21 protein-coding genes are annotated in these 19,017 nt (G+C 65.7%); 4 read left to right on the forward strand and 17 right to left on the reverse strand.

Features of this window, described 5'->3' with window-relative positions:
• Positions 1 to 355: 355 nt before the first annotated feature.
• The 5 genes from hisI to ABY42_RS17845 are packed head-to-tail and all read right to left on the reverse strand — an operon-like array spanning position 356 to position 4,238.
• Positions 356 to 733: a phosphoribosyl-AMP cyclohydrolase gene (gene hisI, locus ABY42_RS17825; RefSeq protein WP_050460345.1), complete on the reverse strand. Its 378-nt coding sequence runs from the start codon at positions 731 to 733 to the stop codon at positions 356 to 358.
• 34 nt (positions 734 to 767) lie between these two features.
• Complete coding sequence (locus tag ABY42_RS17830) at positions 768 to 1,178, reverse strand: DUF7124 domain-containing protein (protein WP_050460346.1); 411 nt, start codon at positions 1,176 to 1,178, stop codon at positions 768 to 770.
• A gap of 3 nt (positions 1,179 to 1,181) precedes the next feature.
• Positions 1,182 to 2,906: a nucleoside recognition domain-containing protein gene (locus ABY42_RS17835; RefSeq protein ID WP_050460347.1), complete on the reverse strand. Its 1,725-nt coding sequence runs from the start codon at positions 2,904 to 2,906 to the stop codon at positions 1,182 to 1,184.
• Positions 2,899 to 3,051: a 30S ribosomal protein S14 gene (locus ABY42_RS17840; protein ID WP_394325158.1), complete on the reverse strand. Its 153-nt coding sequence runs from the start codon at positions 3,049 to 3,051 to the stop codon at positions 2,899 to 2,901. The genes ABY42_RS17835 and ABY42_RS17840 overlap by 8 nt, the downstream gene beginning before the upstream one ends.
• Positions 3,052 to 3,086: 35 nt before the next feature.
• Entirely contained in the window at positions 3,087 to 4,238 is a 1,152-nt protein-coding gene (locus ABY42_RS17845; RefSeq protein ID WP_050460349.1) for an NAD(P)/FAD-dependent oxidoreductase, read from the reverse strand.
• 61 nt (positions 4,239 to 4,299) lie between these two features.
• Here ABY42_RS17845 and ABY42_RS17850 point away from each other — a divergent pair, with 61 nt between their 5' ends.
• Both ABY42_RS17850 and ABY42_RS17855 read left to right on the forward strand, forming a co-directional pair.
• The gene (locus ABY42_RS17850; protein WP_050460350.1) at positions 4,300 to 5,577 is read left to right on the forward strand and encodes a GTP-binding protein; all 1,278 of its coding nucleotides are present in this window, start codon (positions 4,300 to 4,302) and stop codon (positions 5,575 to 5,577) included.
• A 2-nt stretch (positions 5,578 to 5,579) separates the two neighbouring features.
• A complete protein-coding gene (locus ABY42_RS17855) occupies positions 5,580 to 5,846 on the forward strand; it encodes a hypothetical protein (protein WP_050460351.1) in 267 nt (88 codons plus the stop codon).
• A gap of 25 nt (positions 5,847 to 5,871) precedes the next feature.
• Here the strand turns inward: ABY42_RS17855 and ABY42_RS17860 are convergent, their stop codons facing one another.
• The 10 genes from ABY42_RS17860 to ABY42_RS17900 all read right to left on the reverse strand — a co-directional run bounded on the left by ABY42_RS17860 (position 5,872) and on the right by ABY42_RS17900 (position 14,500).
• The gene (locus ABY42_RS17860) at positions 5,872 to 6,279 is read right to left on the reverse strand and encodes a DUF7124 domain-containing protein (protein WP_050460352.1); all 408 of its coding nucleotides are present in this window, start codon (positions 6,277 to 6,279) and stop codon (positions 5,872 to 5,874) included.
• Position 6,280: 1 nt separating this feature from the next.
• Positions 6,281 to 7,570: an FAD/NAD(P)-binding protein gene (locus ABY42_RS17865; protein WP_050460353.1), complete on the reverse strand. Its 1,290-nt coding sequence runs from the start codon at positions 7,568 to 7,570 to the stop codon at positions 6,281 to 6,283.
• Between the two features lie 37 nt (positions 7,571 to 7,607).
• Positions 7,608 to 7,829: a DUF7511 domain-containing protein gene (locus ABY42_RS20180; RefSeq protein WP_082220723.1), complete on the reverse strand. Its 222-nt coding sequence runs from the start codon at positions 7,827 to 7,829 to the stop codon at positions 7,608 to 7,610.
• A gap of 406 nt (positions 7,830 to 8,235) precedes the next feature.
• Positions 8,236 to 8,655, reverse strand: a complete 420-nt coding sequence (locus ABY42_RS17870) for a CopG family ribbon-helix-helix protein (RefSeq protein ID WP_050460354.1) — start codon at positions 8,653 to 8,655, stop codon at positions 8,236 to 8,238.
• Positions 8,656 to 8,844: 189 nt separating this feature from the next.
• Positions 8,845 to 9,630, reverse strand: coding sequence for an ABC transporter ATP-binding protein (locus ABY42_RS17875; protein WP_156224451.1), 786 nt, complete (start codon positions 9,628 to 9,630; stop codon positions 8,845 to 8,847).
• Positions 9,627 to 10,466, reverse strand: a complete 840-nt coding sequence (locus tag ABY42_RS17880) for an ABC transporter permease (RefSeq protein WP_050460356.1) — start codon at positions 10,464 to 10,466, stop codon at positions 9,627 to 9,629. The genes ABY42_RS17875 and ABY42_RS17880 overlap by 4 nt, the downstream gene beginning before the upstream one ends.
• Complete coding sequence (locus ABY42_RS17885) at positions 10,463 to 11,494, reverse strand: ABC transporter substrate-binding protein (RefSeq protein WP_197092948.1); 1,032 nt, start codon at positions 11,492 to 11,494, stop codon at positions 10,463 to 10,465. Before ABY42_RS17885 ends, ABY42_RS17880 begins: the two co-directional genes overlap by 4 nt.
• Before the next feature lie 253 nt (positions 11,495 to 11,747).
• Complete coding sequence (locus ABY42_RS17890) at positions 11,748 to 12,176, reverse strand: CopG family ribbon-helix-helix protein (RefSeq protein WP_004978112.1); 429 nt, start codon at positions 12,174 to 12,176, stop codon at positions 11,748 to 11,750.
• A 352-nt stretch (positions 12,177 to 12,528) separates the two neighbouring features.
• Positions 12,529 to 13,887, reverse strand: a complete 1,359-nt coding sequence (locus ABY42_RS17895; protein WP_050460357.1) for a hypothetical protein — start codon at positions 13,885 to 13,887, stop codon at positions 12,529 to 12,531.
• Between the two features lies 1 nt (position 13,888).
• Positions 13,889 to 14,500 carry a hypothetical protein gene (locus ABY42_RS17900; protein ID WP_004978110.1) on the reverse strand — a complete coding sequence of 204 codons (612 nt, stop codon included), beginning with the start codon at positions 14,498 to 14,500 and terminating at the stop codon, positions 13,889 to 13,891.
• Between the two features lie 109 nt (positions 14,501 to 14,609).
• Between ABY42_RS17900 and ABY42_RS17905 the strand changes: the two genes are divergently transcribed.
• Both ABY42_RS17905 and ABY42_RS17910 read left to right on the forward strand, forming a co-directional pair.
• Positions 14,610 to 15,182: a hypothetical protein gene (locus tag ABY42_RS17905; RefSeq protein ID WP_004978107.1), complete on the forward strand. Its 573-nt coding sequence runs from the start codon at positions 14,610 to 14,612 to the stop codon at positions 15,180 to 15,182.
• Positions 15,183 to 15,220: 38 nt separating this feature from the next.
• The gene (locus ABY42_RS17910) at positions 15,221 to 15,679 is read left to right on the forward strand and encodes a hypothetical protein (RefSeq protein WP_004978105.1); all 459 of its coding nucleotides are present in this window, start codon (positions 15,221 to 15,223) and stop codon (positions 15,677 to 15,679) included.
• A 21-nt stretch (positions 15,680 to 15,700) separates the two neighbouring features.
• Here ABY42_RS17910 and ABY42_RS17915 read toward each other — a convergent pair whose 3' ends face one another.
• Together ABY42_RS17915 and ABY42_RS17920 are read right to left on the reverse strand one after the other, a co-directional pair.
• Entirely contained in the window at positions 15,701 to 16,156 is a 456-nt protein-coding gene (locus ABY42_RS17915; protein WP_004978103.1) for a high-potential iron-sulfur protein, read from the reverse strand.
• A 165-nt stretch (positions 16,157 to 16,321) separates the two neighbouring features.
• On the reverse strand, positions 16,322 to 18,979 hold the full coding sequence (locus tag ABY42_RS17920) for a heavy metal translocating P-type ATPase (protein WP_050460358.1): 2,658 nt from the start codon (positions 18,977 to 18,979) through the stop codon (positions 16,322 to 16,324).
• Positions 18,980 to 19,017 lie beyond the last annotated feature (38 nt).

A 19,017-nucleotide genomic window follows, 5' to 3' on the forward strand; every position in this document is an offset into this window, starting at 1 on the left:
AGAAGTGTAGCATTTTCCGAACATCTGCCCGAAAACGCTAGTCTCGACGGTATTCTCGGCCAGACGGAATTGGGGGTTGTGGAACGAAAAGCGGCACCGAAGTTGTTGGTGAGGCTTCGGTTTTCAGCTCCGTCTCGCTGGGTTATCGCGTTCAGACACCGTTTCTCCGGATAAGCAAGCGAGTGCCTCGGGGGTAAGCCCCGAGGCGGTGCGCTCTCGAGGGCTTCGCAAACGGACTCGTTTCGTCGTTCACAACGGGGACACAATCTTCAGAACGCCAAGGCAGAAGCGACAGCGACTGGCTCAAGTCGTCCGTATTCGCGTGCTACGACAACCCAACGCGACTGTATTCCGCCTAGTCGTAGACCTCATCGGGGTCGTAGACCTTTTCACCAACTTCCTCGCCATCAATCGTTCGCGAAAAGCACGAACGATAGCCAGTGTGACAGGCACCGCCCTCCTGCTCGACGCGGTAGAGGAGCGCATCTCTGTCGCAATCGACCCGAATCTCCCGTACCTCTTGGGTGTGCCCGCTCGTCCCGCCCTTCTTCCAAAGCTCATCTCGACTCCGAGAGTAGTAGTGGGCCAATCCCGTCTCCCGCGTCGCAGCCACCGCATCCGGCGAGGCGTACGCGAGCATCAGAACCTCGTCAGTTTCCGCGTCCTGTGCAACTGCTGGAACCAGTCCGTCGTCCCCGAAATCGAGTTCGATGTCTACCGATTCGTCAGCCATACCGGACTGTACGAGTGCCGAAAGATACCAATTTTCATTCTTGTACTCTCAGGAGACCCGACAGCCAGGCCGACCATCGCTCCCGTCGTGTCGTCTTCGGGGGCTCAAGCTCCCAGCCAGCGGCAGTGGCGGCGGCTTCGAGGCTGAGATACTCCCAATGCTGGGAAGGGAGGTACGCCGGCCGATTCGAAGCGGTGCCGACCAGCACGTGTCTCTCCGTTTCGACCCGTGAAGAGAGCTCTCGAAAGCTCGATGTGGTCGGCCGCAGTTGGAAATCTCGGCGGACGAGGTGCGTCGCGCTGAACGCGTGAGCGGCCTCGAGATTCGTCGAGAGAAGCCCGACGTATTGCGCCCATCGACGAGCGTCGGCGACCACCGCCTGCGGGTCGCGAGTCCGCCGAAGCGCGGCCAGTTCGAACGCGAGCGTCATGTGTTCGTCGGCCATCGGCTAGAAGAGGGCCGCACCACCCCACCCGATGAGGAGCGAGAAGCCCGCAGCAGCGGCGGCCTGACGGAGCAGCATTCGACCGGCGTATCTCGGTGAGAGCTCCCTCGCAACCGTAATCGCCGTGACCAGACAGGGGAGCAACACCCCCGCGAGGTAGACGGCCGTTAACACCTGCACGGGAGTCATCGCGGAGAGCGTCGCGCCGAGTCCGTCCGACTGCAGCAACAGCAGACCGTCCTTGCGAATCGACCCCAGCACGACGACGAGTGCCGTCTCACCGGGGAGGTTGAACAGCGCCATCACCGGCGAGAGAGTCGTGCCCATCACGTCCAAGACGCCGAGGTAGTCGAGGAGCGATGCGAGAAAGACGATTCCGACGAAGACGGGAAGCGCCTTCAGGAAGAAGCTTCGAACCACGGTGCTGGCCTCTCGCCACACCGAACGCGGAGTCGGCCACTGGAGGAACGTGCGGTCTTCGGCGGCGAGAGACGCCGTCCGCGCCCGTTCGGGCGCAATCAAACGAGCGTAAACGAGCGTCGTAGTGGCGAGAACGCCGACGTAGGGGAGGACGAGCCACGGCATGTCGACCGCCGCGAACACGGCGAGCGTCGCCGGGAACTGGTAGGAACAGGCCGACCCGAATCCGATGGCCGAAACGGTCGTCCGGCGCGTGCAGTCTGAACACCCTCGGGTGCTGGTGACCGCCGGAACGTTGCATCCGAATCCCATGACCACGCGAACGAGGTCGCGACCGGTGAGGCCGACGTGTCGAAGGGAGGGGTGGAGCGACGTGGTAATCCGCGTGACGAGTCCGCTGTTCTTGTAGACCGCCATGAACAGCGCGAAGAGGAGAATCGTCGGGCCGGCCCAGACGAACAGGAACGGTCCCATCGACAGCAGGCCGTAGTCGCCGCCCAACACCGCCGCGAGTGGACCCGGGAGGTCGCTCGTCCACCGGACCGCGGGGGCCAGCAGTGAGCGTACCTCAGGGGAGAGTTCCGAGGCGACGGCGTTCGCGAAGTGGACCGCGGCCGCGGCCGGCAACAGGAGCAACGCGATGCCGACGAGTGGCCCGGCGAGCGGGCGTTCGAGAATCGTCGCCGGCGGGTCGAGATGAATGCCCGTCCGCCGGGTGACCTGCCCGGGGAACTCGTCGGCATCGAGGAGCGCGCTGACGAGGTGCGTCCGCTCGCGTCCGTCGACCGCCGACCCGCCGCCGTCGGTCGCGACGCGGGAGACGTTTCGCGCGTCCACCGGAACGAGCGGCACCCCGAGGTCGTCGGCGAGCGCGTCCAGTTCGTCGCGGGCCTCGGCCTGGTTCTCGACTTTGTCCCAGAACGTCACGGCAATCGCGCCGACTTTTCCCTGCACCAGCGGCAGCAGGTCCTCGAGGTCGTCGTCGATGTTCGTCGCGCGAACGACGAGGAGCACCGTCTCGGTGTCTTCGACCGCGCTGATCGCCGTTCGAGTCGTTTGGGTGTCGGTCCCGAGCAGGATTCCGGGCGTGTCGACGAAGACGAACTCGTCCGACTCGTATCGCTCGACGTCGACGGTCGTTCCGCGGAAGTTGCCGGTCGTCGGCGTCGTTCCGGTCAGGCCGGCGACGAGTTCCGACTTGCCGACGCTCTCTTTGCCGACGACGACGACGGTTTCTCTCCGGTCCCTTCCCGTCCCGTCGCGCCCCGCCGCGGGGCGACTGTTCGACCGAGGCTGCGTGTCAGTCATACTTTTTGAACCCTATCTTCGGCGCGAGTTCACGGAACGACTGCCGACAGAGCCAGATGTCGTACTTACTGACGAGGCCCTGTTCTCGGCCGGTCATCCGACACACGTGTCGGTCGTCGTCTCGCGCGTCGTTCGAGCGCTCGATTCCGCTGTCGGGCTGTGATGATTGTCGTGTCACGATTAGCAGTCGCACATGTCGGGTTCGCAGCAGGACGCGTCCTCGAGGAACATGTTCTTCTCGCGGTACTCGTCGAGGGGAGCGCGGTCGATACCGAGTCTCGCGGCAATTTCGTCGGCGACGACCGCGAACCGCTGTCTGAACTTATAGATGAAGCAGAACTGTTGACCGTTGTGCGCGACCTGGGGGCCGACGAGGAACAGGCCCGGCGTGTCCGTCGATTCGTCTCGGTCGGTCAGTCGGGGGTGGCCGTCTTCCGACTCGAAGTAGTCGTCCGCCGGGCCGAGACCCGACTGAAACCCCGTCGCGAGCACGGGCCGGTTCCGCGTCGCGAGCGTCTCGCCGTTCGTACAGACGACGTCGAACGAGCCACCGTCTCTGTCGACGCGTTCGACGCGGGCACCGTCGTTGAGGGTGATCGGTCGGTCCCGTTCGAGCGCCTCTCGGAGGCGCTGGCTGGTGTACGGGGACAGGACTTCGCTCGGGTCTGGCCCGCGATACTGCCACGGGCCCTCCTCGTCGAGGACGACTACCTCGCGGCCCAGTTCGGTGAGCGTGAGCGCCGCGTCGATTCCGCTTTCGTATCCGCCGACGACCGCGACCGGGTCGTCCACGCACTCGTCGGCGAACGCGTGCCACGAGTCGACTCGGGAGTTGTGGACGCAGTGAGCCGCGCCGGGGAACGGCTCGTCGTTCGGTCGGTCGAACTGTCCGGCCGCCCAGATGACGAACCGGCTCCGGACGACGCCGGCGGACGTGTCCAGAACGAACCCGTCGTCGTGGCGTTGGAGGGATTCGACATCCACGCCGGTCCGGACGGGGAGGTCGTGAAATTCGACGACTCCGCGGAGGTACTGCGCGTACTGCTCGCCGGTCGGGTGTTCGCAGTCGAGCGCGAACGCGGGCGACGTGTCCGTCGTGACGGCGTTCAGGTCCCGACAGCCGAAGCTGTTTCCGGGAAACGAGGGAGTGATGAACCGCATCTCCTCGGGCCACTGTCGAAACGACGCGCCGACGTCGTCTCGCTCCAGAATCGCGTAGGCGTCGAGGTCGAGGGCCTCGAGAACGACGCCGATACCGACGCCAGCGGCTCCTGCGCCGACGATAACCGCGTCGAGCGACTCGTCAGTTCGTGGGGTAGTTGGGGCCTCCATTAACAATAGAACAGTCTATTTAGCTAATTATAAATAAGATGTGGTCTAGAGTTAATAACACATGAGTCGAGAGACGATTCCCGTTACCGTGCTGAGCGGCAACCTCGGCGCGGGGAAAACGACCGTGCTGAACAACCTCCTGAACACGCGGACGGACCTCGATATCGCGGTCCTCGTCAACGATATGGGCGAGGTGAACGTCGACGCCGACCGCGTCGCCGAGCACTCCGACATCTCGGAGGACGACGAGGAGTTAATCGAGCTGTCGAACGGCTGTATCTGTTGTGAGCTCCGGGGCGACCTGCTCGACGCGCTCGCGAAGCTCGCGCGGGCTCGCGAGTTCGATTACCTCGTCATCGAATCGACCGGCGTCGCCGAACCGCTCCCCGTCGCCCAGACGCTCACCATGGGGTTCGACCAGTCGGACCTCGACCCCACCGAGTTCTACGAGGAGACCGGCATCGAGCCGATGGACTACTACGAACTCGACACGACGGTCACCGTCGTCGACGCCCACCAGTTCTGGACGACGTTCGACTCGACGGAGTCGCTCATGGACGGCGACACGGAGAAGGACCTCGGAAGCCTCCTGGTCGAACAGATCGAGTTCTGCGACGTCCTGCTGTTGAACAAGTGCGACCTCGTCGACGAGGCGACGCTCGACGAGATCGAAGCGATGCTCGAAGTGCTGCAGCCCCGCGCCGAAATCGTCCGGACCGAACACGGCGCGGTCGACCCGGACGCAATCCTCGACACTGGTCGGTTCGACTTCGAGGCGGCGAGTCAGTCCGCCGGGTGGATGCAGGAACTCGAAGAGCCCCACGCCTCCGCGGAGGAAGAACACGGGGTCACCTCGTTCGTCTTCGAGTCCAGTCGGCCGTTCCACCCGGAGCGGTTCGCCGACCTGCTGAACGAACTGCCGACGAGCGTGGTCCGCTCGAAGGGACACTTCTGGCTGGCGGGCCGCGAGGACATCGCGCTGGGTATCGACGTCGCGGGCCAGTCGATTCGACTCACGCCCGCGGGCAGGTGGCTTGCGACGCTCCCGGCGGACGAGCAGGCACAGTACTTCGAGGCGTACCCCGAACTGGAGGAGACTTGGCATCCCGAGTACGGCGACCGAGGCTCCCAACTCGTCCTCATCGGCACCGACATCGACCACGACGACCTCCGCGCGGACCTCGAGACGGCCACGCTGACCGACGAAGAGATGGACGCCGACTGGAGCGCCTTCGAGGACCGCTTCCCGACGTTCGACCGTCCCGAAGACGCCGAAGAGGCTGCGGACGGGGACGCACAGTCCGCCGAGAGCGCCGAGGAGGTCGGCCTCGCCGATTGACGATGTCTTCGCCACGCTCGCTCTTTCGAACGGTCGTCGACAAGAACGCGCCGCGCGGAACGCGCGAAGACGCCATCGATGAGCTCGCCGATGAACGGGCGACCACGCAGCTTCGACTCGTCGTGGTCACGAGCGGGCTCGACGGGCGGTACCGTCGCCAAGCCCTGAACGCCCTGAGTCGGTGTCGAGCGACGGACGCGCTCGACGAACTCGCGAACGACACGAGCCTCGGACCCCCGCTTCGGGAACGGGCCCAAGAAGCGCTCTAGGTCCGGGAGGGGAGCCGACCGCAGCTCACTCGAAGCGGGTTTTTTCGCGATAGGGCCACTCCTCGTCGGCGTCGATAGTCGACGTAAGCCGCCAATCCGCGGCTGCTGCGGCGTCCGTCACCGACTGGTAGGTCCAGTCCGGAACCCGCGTGACGACCTCGCTGGTTTCGTCCGTGCCGACGAAGACGTACCGCGCCGTGTCGAAATGCGCTCGCACGCTCGTCAGCGCCTCCTCTATCGTGCGCGGCCCCGACAGAAACTCCTGTTCGTACCCGGCTTCCCGGACGCGCCGCCGTTCGATGAACGACGGTTCCGAGGAGACGATACCGAGGTGGCTCGTCCACCGCGCGGCGTCTTCGAGCGCGCGGCTCGGTCGCGCGAGTTCGTCGAGCGCCCGCAACGAAACCGCGAGCGTGAGGTCGTTCGACGGCATCTCAGGACCTCCCCCGTGACGGCGGTGCGACGGCCTTCGAATCCACACTGTCGCGCGAGTCGAGCAGGCGCTCCGCGGCTCGGCGAGCGCCGACGACGTTTCGGGCGAACGGGCCGACGCTCATCTCCGCGAGCGCGCCCGAGACGTACAGCGCCGAATCGGTGCCGTCGCTCCGCTGCCACGCGAGCGTCCGGTCGTCGAGGACGGGAAAGCCGTTCGCACCGCGTTCGAGCGACAGCGACTCGGCGAGCGCTCCGACGAGCGGGTGTTTCGGGGCGGAGTCGTGCCCCGTCGCGAGCACGACCTGCGCGTCCGTCGCGGTCGTACCGTCGTCGAACCGGAGGTGCAACCCGTCGCCCGACGCGCGTGCGCACTCGATTTCGCCGTGTCGAACGTCGAGGTCGCCGCAGTCGCGGGCGTCTACCAGTCGGTGTTCGATGTACGGCGGGATTGTCGCGTCGTGACGCGCGGCGCGAATCCGGTCGCAGCGGGCCGCGGACCCCGGCGGAAGCGAGTGAATCTCCTGTTCGATGTGCCGCCAGTTGATCCAGCGGGAGTCGGCTTCGGTCAGTTCGACTTCGAAGTCGTGACGCGAGAGGAGCGTCACGTCCGCGTCTTCCGACAGCCGACAGGCGAGTTGCGCCGCCGTGATACCGCCCCCGACGACGAACGTTCGGCCGTCGAACGCCGCGGCCGTCGTGGGGTCGAAATCGTCGTCCCAGACGTGCGCGAGTCGCGCGTTGTCGGAGAGCGATGTCGCCCACGAGGGGACCGTCAGCTGACCGCCGAGGCCAACAGCCAAAACCACACGGCGAGCGACAAGTGAGCCAACGGGCGTATCCACACGAAGCAATCCATGCCGGGTCCTCGTGACATCCGTTACCGTCGACTGGTGGTGACAAGCGTCGATGTCACGCCGGTCGATGACGTACCTGGCGTGGTCGAGGAACAGGTCGAGCGTCGGTCGGTTCGGGTAGTCCTCGGTCGGGACGAGTTCGTGCTCCCGGTGTGCACCCTCCGCGAACGAGTCGAGCGAGAACGGCTCGGTGTCGATGTGGTGGACGAACGTCGACCGAAGGGTCCGCATCCCGCACTTGCGGGCTTTCGTCTCGAACGACCCCAGTAACCGCTCGTGAGGGTCGACCAGGCACAGTTCCTCGTGGTCGTACCCGCCCTCGTCGAGGAGGTAGTTCGCCACGCAGGTCCCGTGAACGCCGCCGCCGACGATTACGTACTCGTACGACTGGTTGGCGGGAGAGATGTAGTCACCGTCAGGCTCGCCGTCGCTCATTCCCGTTTGCCTCCACCTGCGCCGATGGACGATGCCATCATCGGAAGTCACCGAGATCGACGAACGAATCGCCGTACGCCGTTATCCACGTCGTCGTCCGGTACGGGACTGCCACGTCTGGAGGATAGAGCGTACAGACCGGCTGCTCGGTTGAACCGACGACGAGTGACATCAACCCCGTACGGGGCTGCACAGACGGTCCGGGTTCAGCATCCCCGGCCCACGCGGGTTCGGAGTCGCTCGAACTTCGGTCAGTCATGGTTCGGGGGCCTTCTGTCGCGACTCGGCGATTGCAGTCTCGTCTGCAACCCCGCTCACGACGTTCCCGGTTACGGAGGACGGAGTCCACGTCTTCAGACCGTCCACACGCCCAGTACGAGAGTCGGAATCATCCGACGGACACCTGACGAGAGAATCGACCGGAGCGCCGTCGGATCCAGCGGCGTCGAATCGTGGTCGCGTGTGCTGAGTCACGTTATGTTAAAATCCTTCTTTCAGATAATAAATGTTGTGATTAGATATTGTTGTTTTAATAACCTCTCGCGGAAGACGCTCAGTCACGTCTGCGACCATCAGACGAAGATGTCTGTACGACTTCCACGTCGTCGGCTTCCGTCAGAACGACACGATTACGCGAGTTCGAAGAAGACACCGAGCCCCCCGGATCAAAACGTGTCAGACTCACTAACCCCGGTACTCACTACGTCGACAGGGACGACGGTGTATTCGACGGAGACTGGCTCGTCCGCCCCCCGGACAGTCCCAATGAACCGCAAGACATCGTCGTAGGCGGCTTCGACGACGAACGTCTCAACACAGCCCGTGTTGCCGTCGAGGCAGTTGTGCGAGTTCGACCGAATCGACGCTTCGAATTCGTGGCGGATGTCCATCATCCGACGCTCTGTCTTCGGTTTATCGTACCCGAAGACGGCAGTCACCGTCGCTAAGACCTGTTGACCCTCGTAGTCAGTCTCTTGGTACTCCGCGAGTAGCGACTGGCACGCTTCGCGAATAACCTCGCTTCGCCCACTATAGCCGTGTTCCACCGCAAACGCATCGAGTTCGTCACGGAGTTGCTCGGCCATCGAGGTGCTTACAATTGGCATATATTAAATCACCCCCTATGAATAATATACATGGCGGTTGTTGGTCTGGTATTTTAATATCGTGTCCGTTTCAGGTGTTGTCAGAGTCGTCGAATAGCGAGAGGCACACGCCGACGGAACGCGACGGGACACCCACCGACGTTTAACGACGCAGCAGCAACCACCGAGCTATTCGTGGCTGCTGTCTACCGGACTGCCGAGTTCGTCTCTGATTTCCGCGACGTACTCGACGAACTCGTGGGCCGTCCGTTGACGCGGGCGTTCTAAATCGATAGGGATGGTCGATTGGACGGTCCCCGGGTCGGCGTCCATCACGACGACGCGGTCGGCCAGCGTCACCGCCTCGTCGATGTCGTGGGTGACGAACACGACGGTCTGTTCGGTCTGCGCCCAGATACCGAGCAGTTCAGCGTGTAGGCGGTCGCGCGTCCGCGCGTCGACGCTCCCGAACGGTTCGTCCATCAGCAGTATCTCCGGGTCGACAGCGAGGGCACGAGCGATGCCGACGCGCTGTTTCATCCCGCCGGACAGTTCCTTGGGGTAGGCGTCCTCGAAGCCCTCGAGGCCGACGAGATCAACCAGTTCGCGGACCCGCGCTTCGCAGTCCGCGCATTCGCAGGCGGGGCGGTCGAGGCCGAATCGGATGTTCCCGCGGACGGTTCGCCACGGGAACAGGGCGTACTCCTGAAACACCATGCCCCGGTCGAGACTCGGGTCGGTAACCGGGTCACCGTCGACCAGAATCGAGCCGCGATCCACGTCGTCGAGGCCGGCGATAGCCCGCAGCAGGGTCGTCTTTCCACAGCCGGACGGCCCGACGACACAGCAGAACTCGCCTTCCGATACCGAGAACGAGACGTCATCGAGCGCGTTCGTCGACTCGTACGTCTTGCTAACGCCCCGGATACTGATCTTTTCCTCGGGCTCTCGGTCGGCGGCTGGGAGCTTGCTCATCGCCACGCGAGCACCCTCCGTTCGACGAGGCGAAATCCGACGTCCATACAGAGGAACGCCAGACTGATCAGAAACATGTAGGCGACGCTGGTCGCCATCGCGAGGTTGTTCGAGGCGTTGATAATCTCGTAGCCGACACCGGGCGCGCCGAACAACTCAGCGCCCACGACGATCATCCAACAGCGTCCGATGCTCGTCCGGAACCCCGTCAACACCTGGGGAGCCGCACTCGGGAGTGCAACGAGTTTCAGCATCGAGAGGTCCCGTTCCACGCCGAGCGTCGACGCGGCATCGGTCAGTTCGGTCGAAACGCCCTCGACGCCACCGTACGCCCCGTAGAAGTTAATCCAGAACGCGCCGACGAAGACGATGAACGCCGCCCCGGTGTGGTGGATGCCGAACCAGACGATGGCGAAGACGACCCACGCCAGAGGGGGGATAGGCCGCAGCACTCGAACGAGCGGCCGCAGCCAGTCGTCGAGCGCGCCGTTCCAACCCATCGTCAGTCCGAGCCCGATTCCGCAGCCGGCACCGAGAAGCAGGCCGGGAACGTAGTGGAACAGCGTCTCGGCGAGGTGCGCGAGCCCCGTCGGTAACACCAGCTCCGAGCCGACCAGGGGAACCGCGATTGCGGTCGAGGTCGTGAACAGGGTGACGAAGGCGCGGACCGATTCGAGCGGCCCCGGGACGAGATACGACGGCTGGGTCGTTACCGCGCCGACCCACCAGACGAGGAGAAACGCGAGCAACCCGCCGAAGCCACGTAGATACCGCTTGAGGTCACCCTCGCCAACAGCGGCGGTCACCAGCTTAGTACCGGTCGTGCGGGTGCTCATTGCTGGATAGCGTCGTAGGCGTCGACTGCGAACAGGTCATCGGTCGCGACCGGCTCCTCGATGTTGCCGACATCGGCGACGAACTCGCCCATCGTGGCGGCTTGCTCGGTAACCGCGTGCGGGTCCGAGAGGAAATCAGACGCCCGCGAATCCATCGCGGCCTTCGCGAGGTCCTCGCTCACACCGGACCCGATGACCGACGCGGCATCGACGGCGGCGGCGTCGGGCGACCCGGCCGTGAACTCGGTCGCTGCGACGTGCTGTTCGACCAGCGCCTGCGAGACGTCGCTGTCGTCGATGACGCGCTGGCTGGCGAACAGCACCGTGACCGGGTGGTCCTGCAAGATGTCTCCGGACCAGGCAAGTTCGCCGAAGCCGTCTTCGCGGCCGATAATCGTCGCGAACGGCTCTTGGATAATCGTCGCGTCGATGTCCCCCGACTGGATGGTCTGGACCGCCTTCGCCGGCGGGACTTTCGACTTGTTGATGACGGCGTCCATCTCGCCGAGGTCGAGGTCCTCCTGAATCCAGTACCGAAGCACGATGTCCGGAACGCTCCCGTCCGGCGGAGCCCCGAATCTCACCTTGCGGCCGCGTTCCTGTTCGAAGCTCTCGAACGCGGCGTTCCCCTCCCGTTCGTAGCGGTCGACGAGGTCGGACGTTCCGAGGATCTTGAACCCGTTTCGCGAATTCGCGGCGAGAACCCCGGCGTCGGTTCCCTTGTCGGCGAGGACCATCGCCGGCGTGATTCCGAAGAGCGCAACGTCGACGTCCCCGCTGGCGAACGCCTTGACGACGCTCGGCCCGGAGCTGAACCGCTCGATGGTGACGTCCGCCGGGATTTCATCGTAGTAGCTCTCCTGTTCCATCACGTAGTGTTGCATGTTCGGGTAAATCGGGACGTACGCGACAGTCAGAGAGCCGAGTGAGTCGCCACCACCCCGACCGAGACAGCCGGCGACTCCCGTCCCAGCGACCGCGCTTGCGCCCGCCCCCTGTAGCAGTCTTCGTCGCGTGAGTTCGACCATTGTGTTGCTAACTCTGAGCCATGATATAATAACTTCTGTGATTTTGATATTAGTTATTATTAAGTGAGGGTGACACGGCCGAACGATACACCGGCGACGACGCCTCTCGCCGGTCGAACAGAGCATCTACTCGTTCAGCGTCCGCTACAGCGGTCCACTGATAGAGAGAGTTCCGATAACAGACTACCCAAGCGCTACGACCAATCTGTCCGGGTGAGTCGACAGCGTGGGGTCCGAACGTGGGACAGCGAGTTCAGCTCATATCCGCGAGCGGACCGAAGTCGTCGACCGGAAGCACCGAATAATCGATCGTGAGCGTGTCTTTCGTCGCTCTGATTTTTCCGACGAACGTCGAGATGTCTTCGAGCGACCCCTCGAGAACGAACAGTTCCATACAGTGGTGCCCGCCGACGTGGCTGTGGAAGTTCGACGCAACGATGTCCTCGTACTCGTGGCGGAGTCGCATCATCTTCTCTTCGACGCTCGTCGTCTCGTAATCGAAGACGACAGTTACGACGCCCATCAGCTCGCGGTCTTCGAGTTTCTTGTCCTCGAACTCACCGAGGAGGTTCCGACTCGCCTCTCGGAGCACTTCGCTCCGACCAGTATATCCGTGGTCCTCGGAAAACTGGTCGATTCGCTCGAGTAGTTCCTCCGGCATCGAGACGCTAACGACGGCCATATAACAATCAAACCGCCATCAAATATTAAACCTTATTATCGGGTTGGGTAGCGTTGCGACGGAGGACACCCAAACGTTGCCAATCTCCCGCGTTTCACCGAGGCGAGGTGGTGCTATCTAAGGAGCACCTCACCCGGAGTTCGTCCATCGAGCGTTCGACTCGGTCGAGCGCGATGGTGGTGCGTGGATTGCATGAACCACCTGTGGGCGCCCCCATGACTCGCCGCCCGCGAGTTATCGAAGCGGTCGTCTCGAGAGTTTCCGAGAGTCGATGCAGAGACGCGGCAGTCGGACCGGTAGATACCGTCCAAACAGTTCGCGGGAACGCGCCCAAAACGAAGGAAACGGCCCGTCAGCGGCGGACGCCGCCGCGCTCGGCCGCGAGCGTCCCGAGCACCCACGCGCTCACATCAGGCGTCTCGCGCGCGGCGAACTCGGTGGTCGCGTACTGCGCGAGTGCGTTTCGCGCGGCCCGAGGGTCGTCGTCCGAATAGTAGTCGTCGCCGAGAGAACGGTCCCCGCGGCCGACCATGTGGGCGATATCGACCAGCGCGCGCCGCGTCAGGTGCGGGTTCGACCCGTCCGACCGGGCGGCTTCGAGGGCTTCGAGCGCGCCGAGTTTCGCGTCTCTGACCGCGGTTGCGGACTCGACGGACTCGTAGCGGCCTCGCTTGACCGCCGTGACTGCGTCCTGGAACGCGCGGCGGTGCGTCTCGGCGGTGTGTGCGCCCACGAGCGCGGTGGCGAATCGACCGCTTCGGAGGCCGTCACGGGCGTCCTGAAGCCCGCGTTCGACTTCGACGAACGTCTCCACCAGCAGGTCTTTGGCCGGCATGGATTCGAGTTCCTCCGTGTCGAATCCCTCGGCCTCGACGACGGGTTCGAGCCCTTCCTCCTCGGGATACTCGGACAGGCGGTCCGCGATAATCTCGGCGAGCGAGGAGGCCGTCGCCTCGAACGGGCCGGTGAAGTCCACCGGGTCTGGAATCGTCGCGAGATAGCGGTCGCGGACGTGGCGCGCGCCGTCGAGCGACGCCCGCGCCGACTCGACCGCGTCGAAGAGTTCGCCGACCCGCGGGGCGCTGTCGGCGTAGCGCCCGTACTCGCCGGCGTTGTCGAGATACCGGACCGCGGCCGCGACGAGGTTCTCGACGGCCTCGTACACCACGAGCGCCCGGTCGGGTTCGTCGCCGAGGTAGCGCGTGCCGAGCCGGAACGACTCGATGTCGGCGCGGACCGCCTCGGCCTCGTCACGCACGTCAGACTCGGTGAAGCCGCCGACTGCGGCCTCGTAGGTCCCCTTCGCCATCGCCGCGGCCCCGCGGGCGTAGCGCAGTCCCCGAAGCGCCTCGAAGGGCGACTCGTCAGCCGCCGTCCGTTCGAGGTCCTCGGCGGCGTCCGCGTACGCCTCGGCGTAGATTTCCCGGACCGCCTCGTTCGGGACTTCTTCCGGGGACATCGTCTCGGGACAGGAATCGAGGAGTTCGCGGGCGCGAGCGCGGCCCCGTTCGAGGAACGAATCGGCAATCGGGGCCGGAACGCGGGCCGGGAACGCCGGCGACCCGAGTTCTCTGACCTCGCGGAGGGTCGCCGCGTCGAGAGACGGGTCCTCGGTTTCGGAGCCGCCAGCGTCGAGCGCGGTACACCCCGCGAGCCCGGCGACGCCGACCCCGGCGAGCGAGGCGAGCACGTCGCGTCGCGTCCGGGGCATCTCAGGCGTCCTCCGTCTCGGTTCGGAGCGACGGCGGGAGGCGACAACTGCTTCCGCCGCCGTGTCCCCAACTCGACTCGCCCTTCGACGAGTAGGGCAGTCGCACCAGCGAGGCGACGACGTGACGGTCGTCGACGGAACACTCGACCGAGGCCGGGCGGAGCGGGTGACAGAAGTCGAGGTGGACGGCGCTGTCCGGGGGGTGCGTGACGTACAGCAGTTTCACGCGGTGGCAGGCGTCCGTCCGGTGCTGGGTGATGACGAGCGTCTGCGCGTCGAACTCCGTCTCGTCGATGAACGCGCGGGCCTCGTCGATGCCGTCGGGTTCGGCTGCGACGGCGACGTTCTCGCGCTCCTCGTCGGTGGTGACGAGGAAATCGTCGAGATACGACGACCCCGTGTCCTCGTCTTCCCGGGCGGCGTCCCGGAAGATGCCGGTCTCGGCGTCGTTGCGAACTGTCAGGGCGTCGTAGTCGGTGACGAGCGCGTCCGGGGAGGGACCGCGTGGCTCGTCTAAACTGGAACTGGACCCCTCGCCGGAACACCCGGCGAGCGCGGCGACAAGGGACGCGCCGCCAGCCTGGAGGACCTGTCTGCGGGTCGGCAGGGACATATGTCGATTCTCCAACCGAACGCCGAGAGTATGTGTTTTCCGATGTGCCGAGTCGCGCCGGGCGAACCGCGGGACATTTCCCCGACGGCCGCCTCGTCTCGACCGACAGATGCGCGAGGACGAGTTGGCGACGCGGGTGGTCGAGCACTTCCGGGCGGCCTTCGACGACGTGGAGATTCACCTCGAAGAGCCGTACGACCACTACGGGAACCGCGGCGTCGCCGACGTGTACGTCCGGGTTCGGACGCCCGAACCGGTCGACTACCTCATCGAACTCAAGGCCGACGCCGCCGTCCGCCACGCCACCGGCGCGAACGAGATACTCCGCCAGTACCGCCGCATGGAGCGCTACTTCTACAAGGACGACGAGCACGCCATCCGGACGAAACTCGGCCGCGAGGGGCCGGGCGTCCACGCGCTGTTGCTGTTCGCGCCGACGAGACGCTGCGTCGAACACGTCCGGGAACACGCCGCCCTGTACGAGTCGGTCGACCCCGACGCGACCGTCGAGGGCGTCGAGGCGGTCCGAAAGGTGGCCTTCCTGACCAACCTCGACCGCGCGTCCGAGGGCGAACTCGGCTTTCTCTCGCTCAACGGGCCGCTCGCGTTCGACTCGGTCCCCTTCCGCGAGGCCGTTCCGTCGGGGTCGCGCCTCGCGGACGCCCTCTGGGGCGACGACTAGCGGACACGCTCATACACCCCCCGTTCGTAGGGGCGGGCATGGGAACGATTCGAGAGTCGGTTCGAATCCCGTTGGGGGACCTCCGTCAGCAGGTCGCTGACACCTTCGGCGTCGCGGCGTCGCTCGTCGAGATACACGGCATCCGGCTCGAAGACGGGGCGCTCGAAGTCGACGCGAGCTACCCCGACGGGGAGGACGTGCCGGTCGTCGAACTGTTCGTCACCGACCCGGCCGGGAACACCGAGTCCTACGTCACCGAGTTGGACGGCGCGAAGAACCTCCTCATCGCCGGCGAGGACGTGCTCGTCGAACTCGTCGACTACGACCCCGAGCGCGGCGAGGTGTTCGTCTCGGTGAAACACCGACAGGACGGCGAGATGGTGACCGTCCTCGGCTGCGGCGAGAAGTGGGTGATTCCGGTCGAGCGCGACGGCGTCGAGGAGTCCATCCGCTGTCGGATTCAGAGCGCCGTCGGGCCGACGGGCGACGACTCCTGACCGCGACCGCGGTTCGGAGCGTTACCCCTCGTATTCGACGTAAGAGACGCAGTACCCCTCGGGAGCGACTTCGCCCGCGACGATGGCGCACGCGCCCACGCCGTCCCCGTTTTTGTCCTCGATGTAGTACCGGCAGGTCGAACACTGCTTGCCGTCTTTCGGCTCGTCTTGGTACGAGACGGCCTCCTGCGACGAGAGGCTGTCGGGGTTGCGCTGGGTGCCGTCGAGGGACGTGGCGGTCGCGTACGCCTCGGGAACGCCCCCGGTCGACCCCGACGACTGCGTCGTGGTCGCGGTCGCCGTCGTCGTCTCGGTCGCGCCGCCACCGCCGCCGGAACAGCCGGCCAATCCGGCCATCGCGGCGGTCCCGGTGAGCCAGATGAACCGTCTCCGTGTGCGTCCGGTGTCGCGGGTATCCCGACTCCGCGTCGGTCGGTCGGTCGCGTCTCGGCGTGGCGTCCGCTCGTCGTCTCCCATGCCAACTTATGACGCGCGGCGTCGGTAAAACCGAGCCAGCCGGTTCCCATGCGGCAAGAATTGCGGACGCGTTGATGGTGTCACGCCACTAAGTAACACGGATACGCGAATCGGGCCGCGAGAGAGCGAAAATCTGGAAGTGAGAGGTGACGAGCCCCGTGAACCTCACTCGTCCGGGCGAATCCGGGCGAGCCGCATCGCGTTGCCCGTCACGCCCATGGTCATCCCGGCGTCGCCCGCGAGGACCGCGAGCGCGACCGAGACGTAGCCGAAGGGCACGCCGACCGCGAGGACGGCCTTGATGGCGAGCGACGCCCAGATGTTCTGCCGGATGACGCCGTTCGCGCGGTGGGAGAGTTCGTAGAGGTACGGGAGCTTCGAGAGGTCGTCGGCCATGAGGGCGATGTCGGCCGTTTCGAGGGCGGTGTCGGTGCCGGCCGCGCCCATGGCGACGCCGACGGTGGCCGTGGCGAGCGCCGGGGCGTCGTTGATGCCGTCGCCGACCATGGCGACCGAGCCGTACTCGTCGAGGAGGCCCTCGACGGCGGCGACCTTGTCCTCGGGGAGGAGACCCGCGCGGAAGTCGTCGACGCCGACCTGCTCGGCGATGGCGCGGGCGGTCCCCTCGTTGTCGCCGGTGAGCATGACGACCGAGAGGCCGGCCTCGCGGAGCTTCGCGACCGTCTCGCGGGCGTCCGGGCGGACCTCGTCGGCGACGGCGACGACGCCTTCGAGGGCGTCTTCGGTCCCGACGAGGACGACCGTCTTGCCCTCCGACTGGAGTCGCGGAATCGTGTCCTCGACGAGGTTGAGACAGCCGTGGCGGTCACAGAGCTGTCGGACCTCCGCCGAAAGCTCCTCGCCGGGGCCGGTGACGTGGACGTGTTCGAGGTCGAATCCGAGCTCCTCGAAGAAGCCGGGCTTGCCGGCGAAGTGCGGGACACCGTCGAGGTCGGCGCGGACGCCCTTGCCGGTGACGCTCTCGAAGTCGTCGACCTCGCGGGCGGCGACGCCCGTGCCCTCGGCGTGGGAGACGATGGCCTCGCCGATGGGGTGTTCGCTCCGGGATTCGAGGCCGCGCGCGCACCGCAGCACGTCCTCTTCGGAGTTCCCGTCGAGCGGGACCACGTCGGTGACGGTGAGTTCGCCCTTCGTGAGCGTGCCCGTCTTGTCCACGGCAATGGCCTCGACCGAGCCCATCGCTTCGAGGTGCGTGCCGCCCTTGATGAGCACGCCGTTTTTCGCGGCCGACGTGATGCCCGAGACGACCGAGACGGGCGTCGAGATGACGAACGCGCAGGGACAGGCGAGCACGAGCATCGTGATGCCGTAGACGAACCACGTCACCCAGTCGAGGCCGAACGCGAGGGGCGGTATCGCCGCGACCGCGACCGCGACGACGACCATGACGGGAGTGTAGTACGACGAGAAGCGCTCGACGAACTGCTCGCGTTCGGTCTTGTTGGCCTGCGCGTCCTCGACCATCGAGACGATGCGCGAGAGGGTGTCGTCGCCCGCGGCGGACTCGACGCGGACTTCGAGGTAGCCCGCCTCGTTGACAGTGCCCGCGAACACCTCGTCGCCCTCGGCCTTGTCGACCGGGACGGACTCGCCGGTGATGGGAGCCTGATTGACCGCGCTGTCGCCCGCGACGACCGTCCCGTCGACGGGAATCTTCTCGCCGGGCTTGACGGCGACCACGTCGCCGATGTCGAGTTCTTCGACGGGAACGACCGTCTCCACGCCGTCTCGGAGGACCGTCGCCTCGTCGGGCGAGAGGTCCATCAGCTCTCGGAGGGAGTCGCGCGTGCGGTCCATCGAGTAGCGTTCGAGCAGTTCGGAGACGCTGAAGAGGAACGCGAGCGTCGCGGCCTCGAAGTAGAGGCTCGTCGGCCCGGAGATGAGACTCGCGGTCACGGCGCTGAGAATCGCCGCCGACATCAGGAAGTCGATGTCGAGACTGCGGTTCTTCGCCGAGTAGTAGCCGTTGCGGAGAATGGCCTGCCCGCCGAGCGCGGCCCCGAGAATGTAGAGCAGTTCGGCGACCGTGAACGAGACGCCGAGGACGCTCGCGACGACGAGTTCCAGCCCGAGCAGGTACTCGGCGGCGATGCCCGCCGCGAGGAAGCCGCCGCTTATCCACGTTTTCACCGCGCGCGTGCTACGCCAGACGCTCTCGCGGTCCCCGCCGGCGTCAGCGTCGGCGTCGGTGTCCGCCCCGTCGGCGTCGGTTCCGGTGACCTCGTAGCCGGCGGCTTCGATGGCCGAGACGACCGAATCGAGGTCCGCGTCGGCCGCGAGCGTGACGACGGCGGTCCCGGTCGTCGGGCGCGTCTCGTACGACAGCACGCCCGGCGCGCCGCGGAGGGCGTTTTCGACCTTTCCGGCGCAGGAGGCGCAGTCCATGTCCGGAACGGTGAACGAGACCTCGCGGGTCGACGGGGCGTCCTCGACGGCGTACCCCGCGCCCTCGATGTTGCCCCGGATGTCGTCGGGCGTGGTCCGGTCGGGGTCGTACTCGACGACGAGTCGGCCGGTCGTCACCCGCGGGTCGATGTCGCCGACGCCGTCGAGTTTCCGGACGCTCGATTCGACCTTGTTCGCACAGGAGGCGCAGTCCATGTCCGGGACGCCGAACTCCGCACGGGTCGAATCGGCGGGCCCACCGGCGGAGTCGCCGCCCCCGGTCTCGCCGGCCGCGCTCGACTCCGACGCACCCTCGACCCCGCAGGCGTCGTCGCACCCGCATCCGTCGCCGTCTGGCGGGGTAGTGGACGCGTCCGCCTCGTCGGGGGCGGGCTCGCGTCCGTCGTGTTCGCTCATACTCGGCAGTAGTCAGGGACAGGTTAATAATTCACCTG

It is taken from the genome of Haloferax gibbonsii, from assembly GCF_001190965.1.
Classification (GTDB): Archaea; Halobacteriota; Halobacteria; order Halobacteriales; family Haloferacaceae; genus Haloferax; species Haloferax gibbonsii.

What these genes read in the sequence shown, in the direction of transcription:
- ABY42_RS17845 (WP_050460349.1), bottom strand. Translation starts at nt 4,238, where the DNA reads ATGGAGGCCCCAACTACCCCACGAACTGACGAGTCGCTCGACGCGGTT.
- hisI (WP_050460345.1), bottom strand. Translation starts at nt 733, where the DNA reads ATGGCTGACGAATCGGTAGACATCGAACTCGATTTCGGGGACGACGGA.
- ABY42_RS17915 (WP_004978103.1), bottom strand. Translation starts at nt 16,156, where the DNA reads ATGGGAGACGACGAGCGGACGCCACGCCGAGACGCGACCGACCGACCG.
- ABY42_RS17890 (WP_004978112.1), bottom strand. Translation starts at nt 12,176, where the DNA reads ATGGCCGTCGTTAGCGTCTCGATGCCGGAGGAACTACTCGAGCGAATC.
- ABY42_RS17870 (WP_050460354.1), bottom strand. Translation starts at nt 8,655, where the DNA reads ATGGCCGAGCAACTCCGTGACGAACTCGATGCGTTTGCGGTGGAACAC.
- ABY42_RS20180 (WP_082220723.1), bottom strand. Translation starts at nt 7,829, where the DNA reads ATGACTGACCGAAGTTCGAGCGACTCCGAACCCGCGTGGGCCGGGGAT.
- ABY42_RS17850 (WP_050460350.1), top strand. Translation starts at nt 4,300, where the DNA reads ATGAGTCGAGAGACGATTCCCGTTACCGTGCTGAGCGGCAACCTCGGC.
- ABY42_RS17835 (WP_050460347.1), bottom strand. Translation starts at nt 2,906, where the DNA reads ATGACTGACACGCAGCCTCGGTCGAACAGTCGCCCCGCGGCGGGGCGC.
- ABY42_RS17905 (WP_004978107.1), top strand. Translation starts at nt 14,610, where the DNA reads ATGCGCGAGGACGAGTTGGCGACGCGGGTGGTCGAGCACTTCCGGGCG.
- ABY42_RS17830 (WP_050460346.1), bottom strand. Translation starts at nt 1,178, where the DNA reads ATGGCCGACGAACACATGACGCTCGCGTTCGAACTGGCCGCGCTTCGG.
- ABY42_RS17900 (WP_004978110.1), bottom strand. Translation starts at nt 14,500, where the DNA reads ATGTCCCTGCCGACCCGCAGACAGGTCCTCCAGGCTGGCGGCGCGTCC.
- ABY42_RS17920 (WP_050460358.1), bottom strand. Translation starts at nt 18,979, where the DNA reads ATGAGCGAACACGACGGACGCGAGCCCGCCCCCGACGAGGCGGACGCG.
- ABY42_RS17865 (WP_050460353.1), bottom strand. Translation starts at nt 7,570, where the DNA reads ATGAGCGACGGCGAGCCTGACGGTGACTACATCTCTCCCGCCAACCAG.
- ABY42_RS17885 (WP_197092948.1), bottom strand. Translation starts at nt 11,494, where the DNA reads ATGGTCGAACTCACGCGACGAAGACTGCTACAGGGGGCGGGCGCAAGC.
- ABY42_RS17875 (WP_156224451.1), bottom strand. Translation starts at nt 9,630, where the DNA reads ATGAGCAAGCTCCCAGCCGCCGACCGAGAGCCCGAGGAAAAGATCAGT.
- ABY42_RS17895 (WP_050460357.1), bottom strand. Translation starts at nt 13,887, where the DNA reads ATGCCCCGGACGCGACGCGACGTGCTCGCCTCGCTCGCCGGGGTCGGC.
- ABY42_RS17855 (WP_050460351.1), top strand. Translation starts at nt 5,580, where the DNA reads ATGTCTTCGCCACGCTCGCTCTTTCGAACGGTCGTCGACAAGAACGCG.
- ABY42_RS17910 (WP_004978105.1), top strand. Translation starts at nt 15,221, where the DNA reads ATGGGAACGATTCGAGAGTCGGTTCGAATCCCGTTGGGGGACCTCCGT.
- ABY42_RS17880 (WP_050460356.1), bottom strand. Translation starts at nt 10,466, where the DNA reads ATGAGCACCCGCACGACCGGTACTAAGCTGGTGACCGCCGCTGTTGGC.
- ABY42_RS17860 (WP_050460352.1), bottom strand. Translation starts at nt 6,279, where the DNA reads ATGCCGTCGAACGACCTCACGCTCGCGGTTTCGTTGCGGGCGCTCGAC.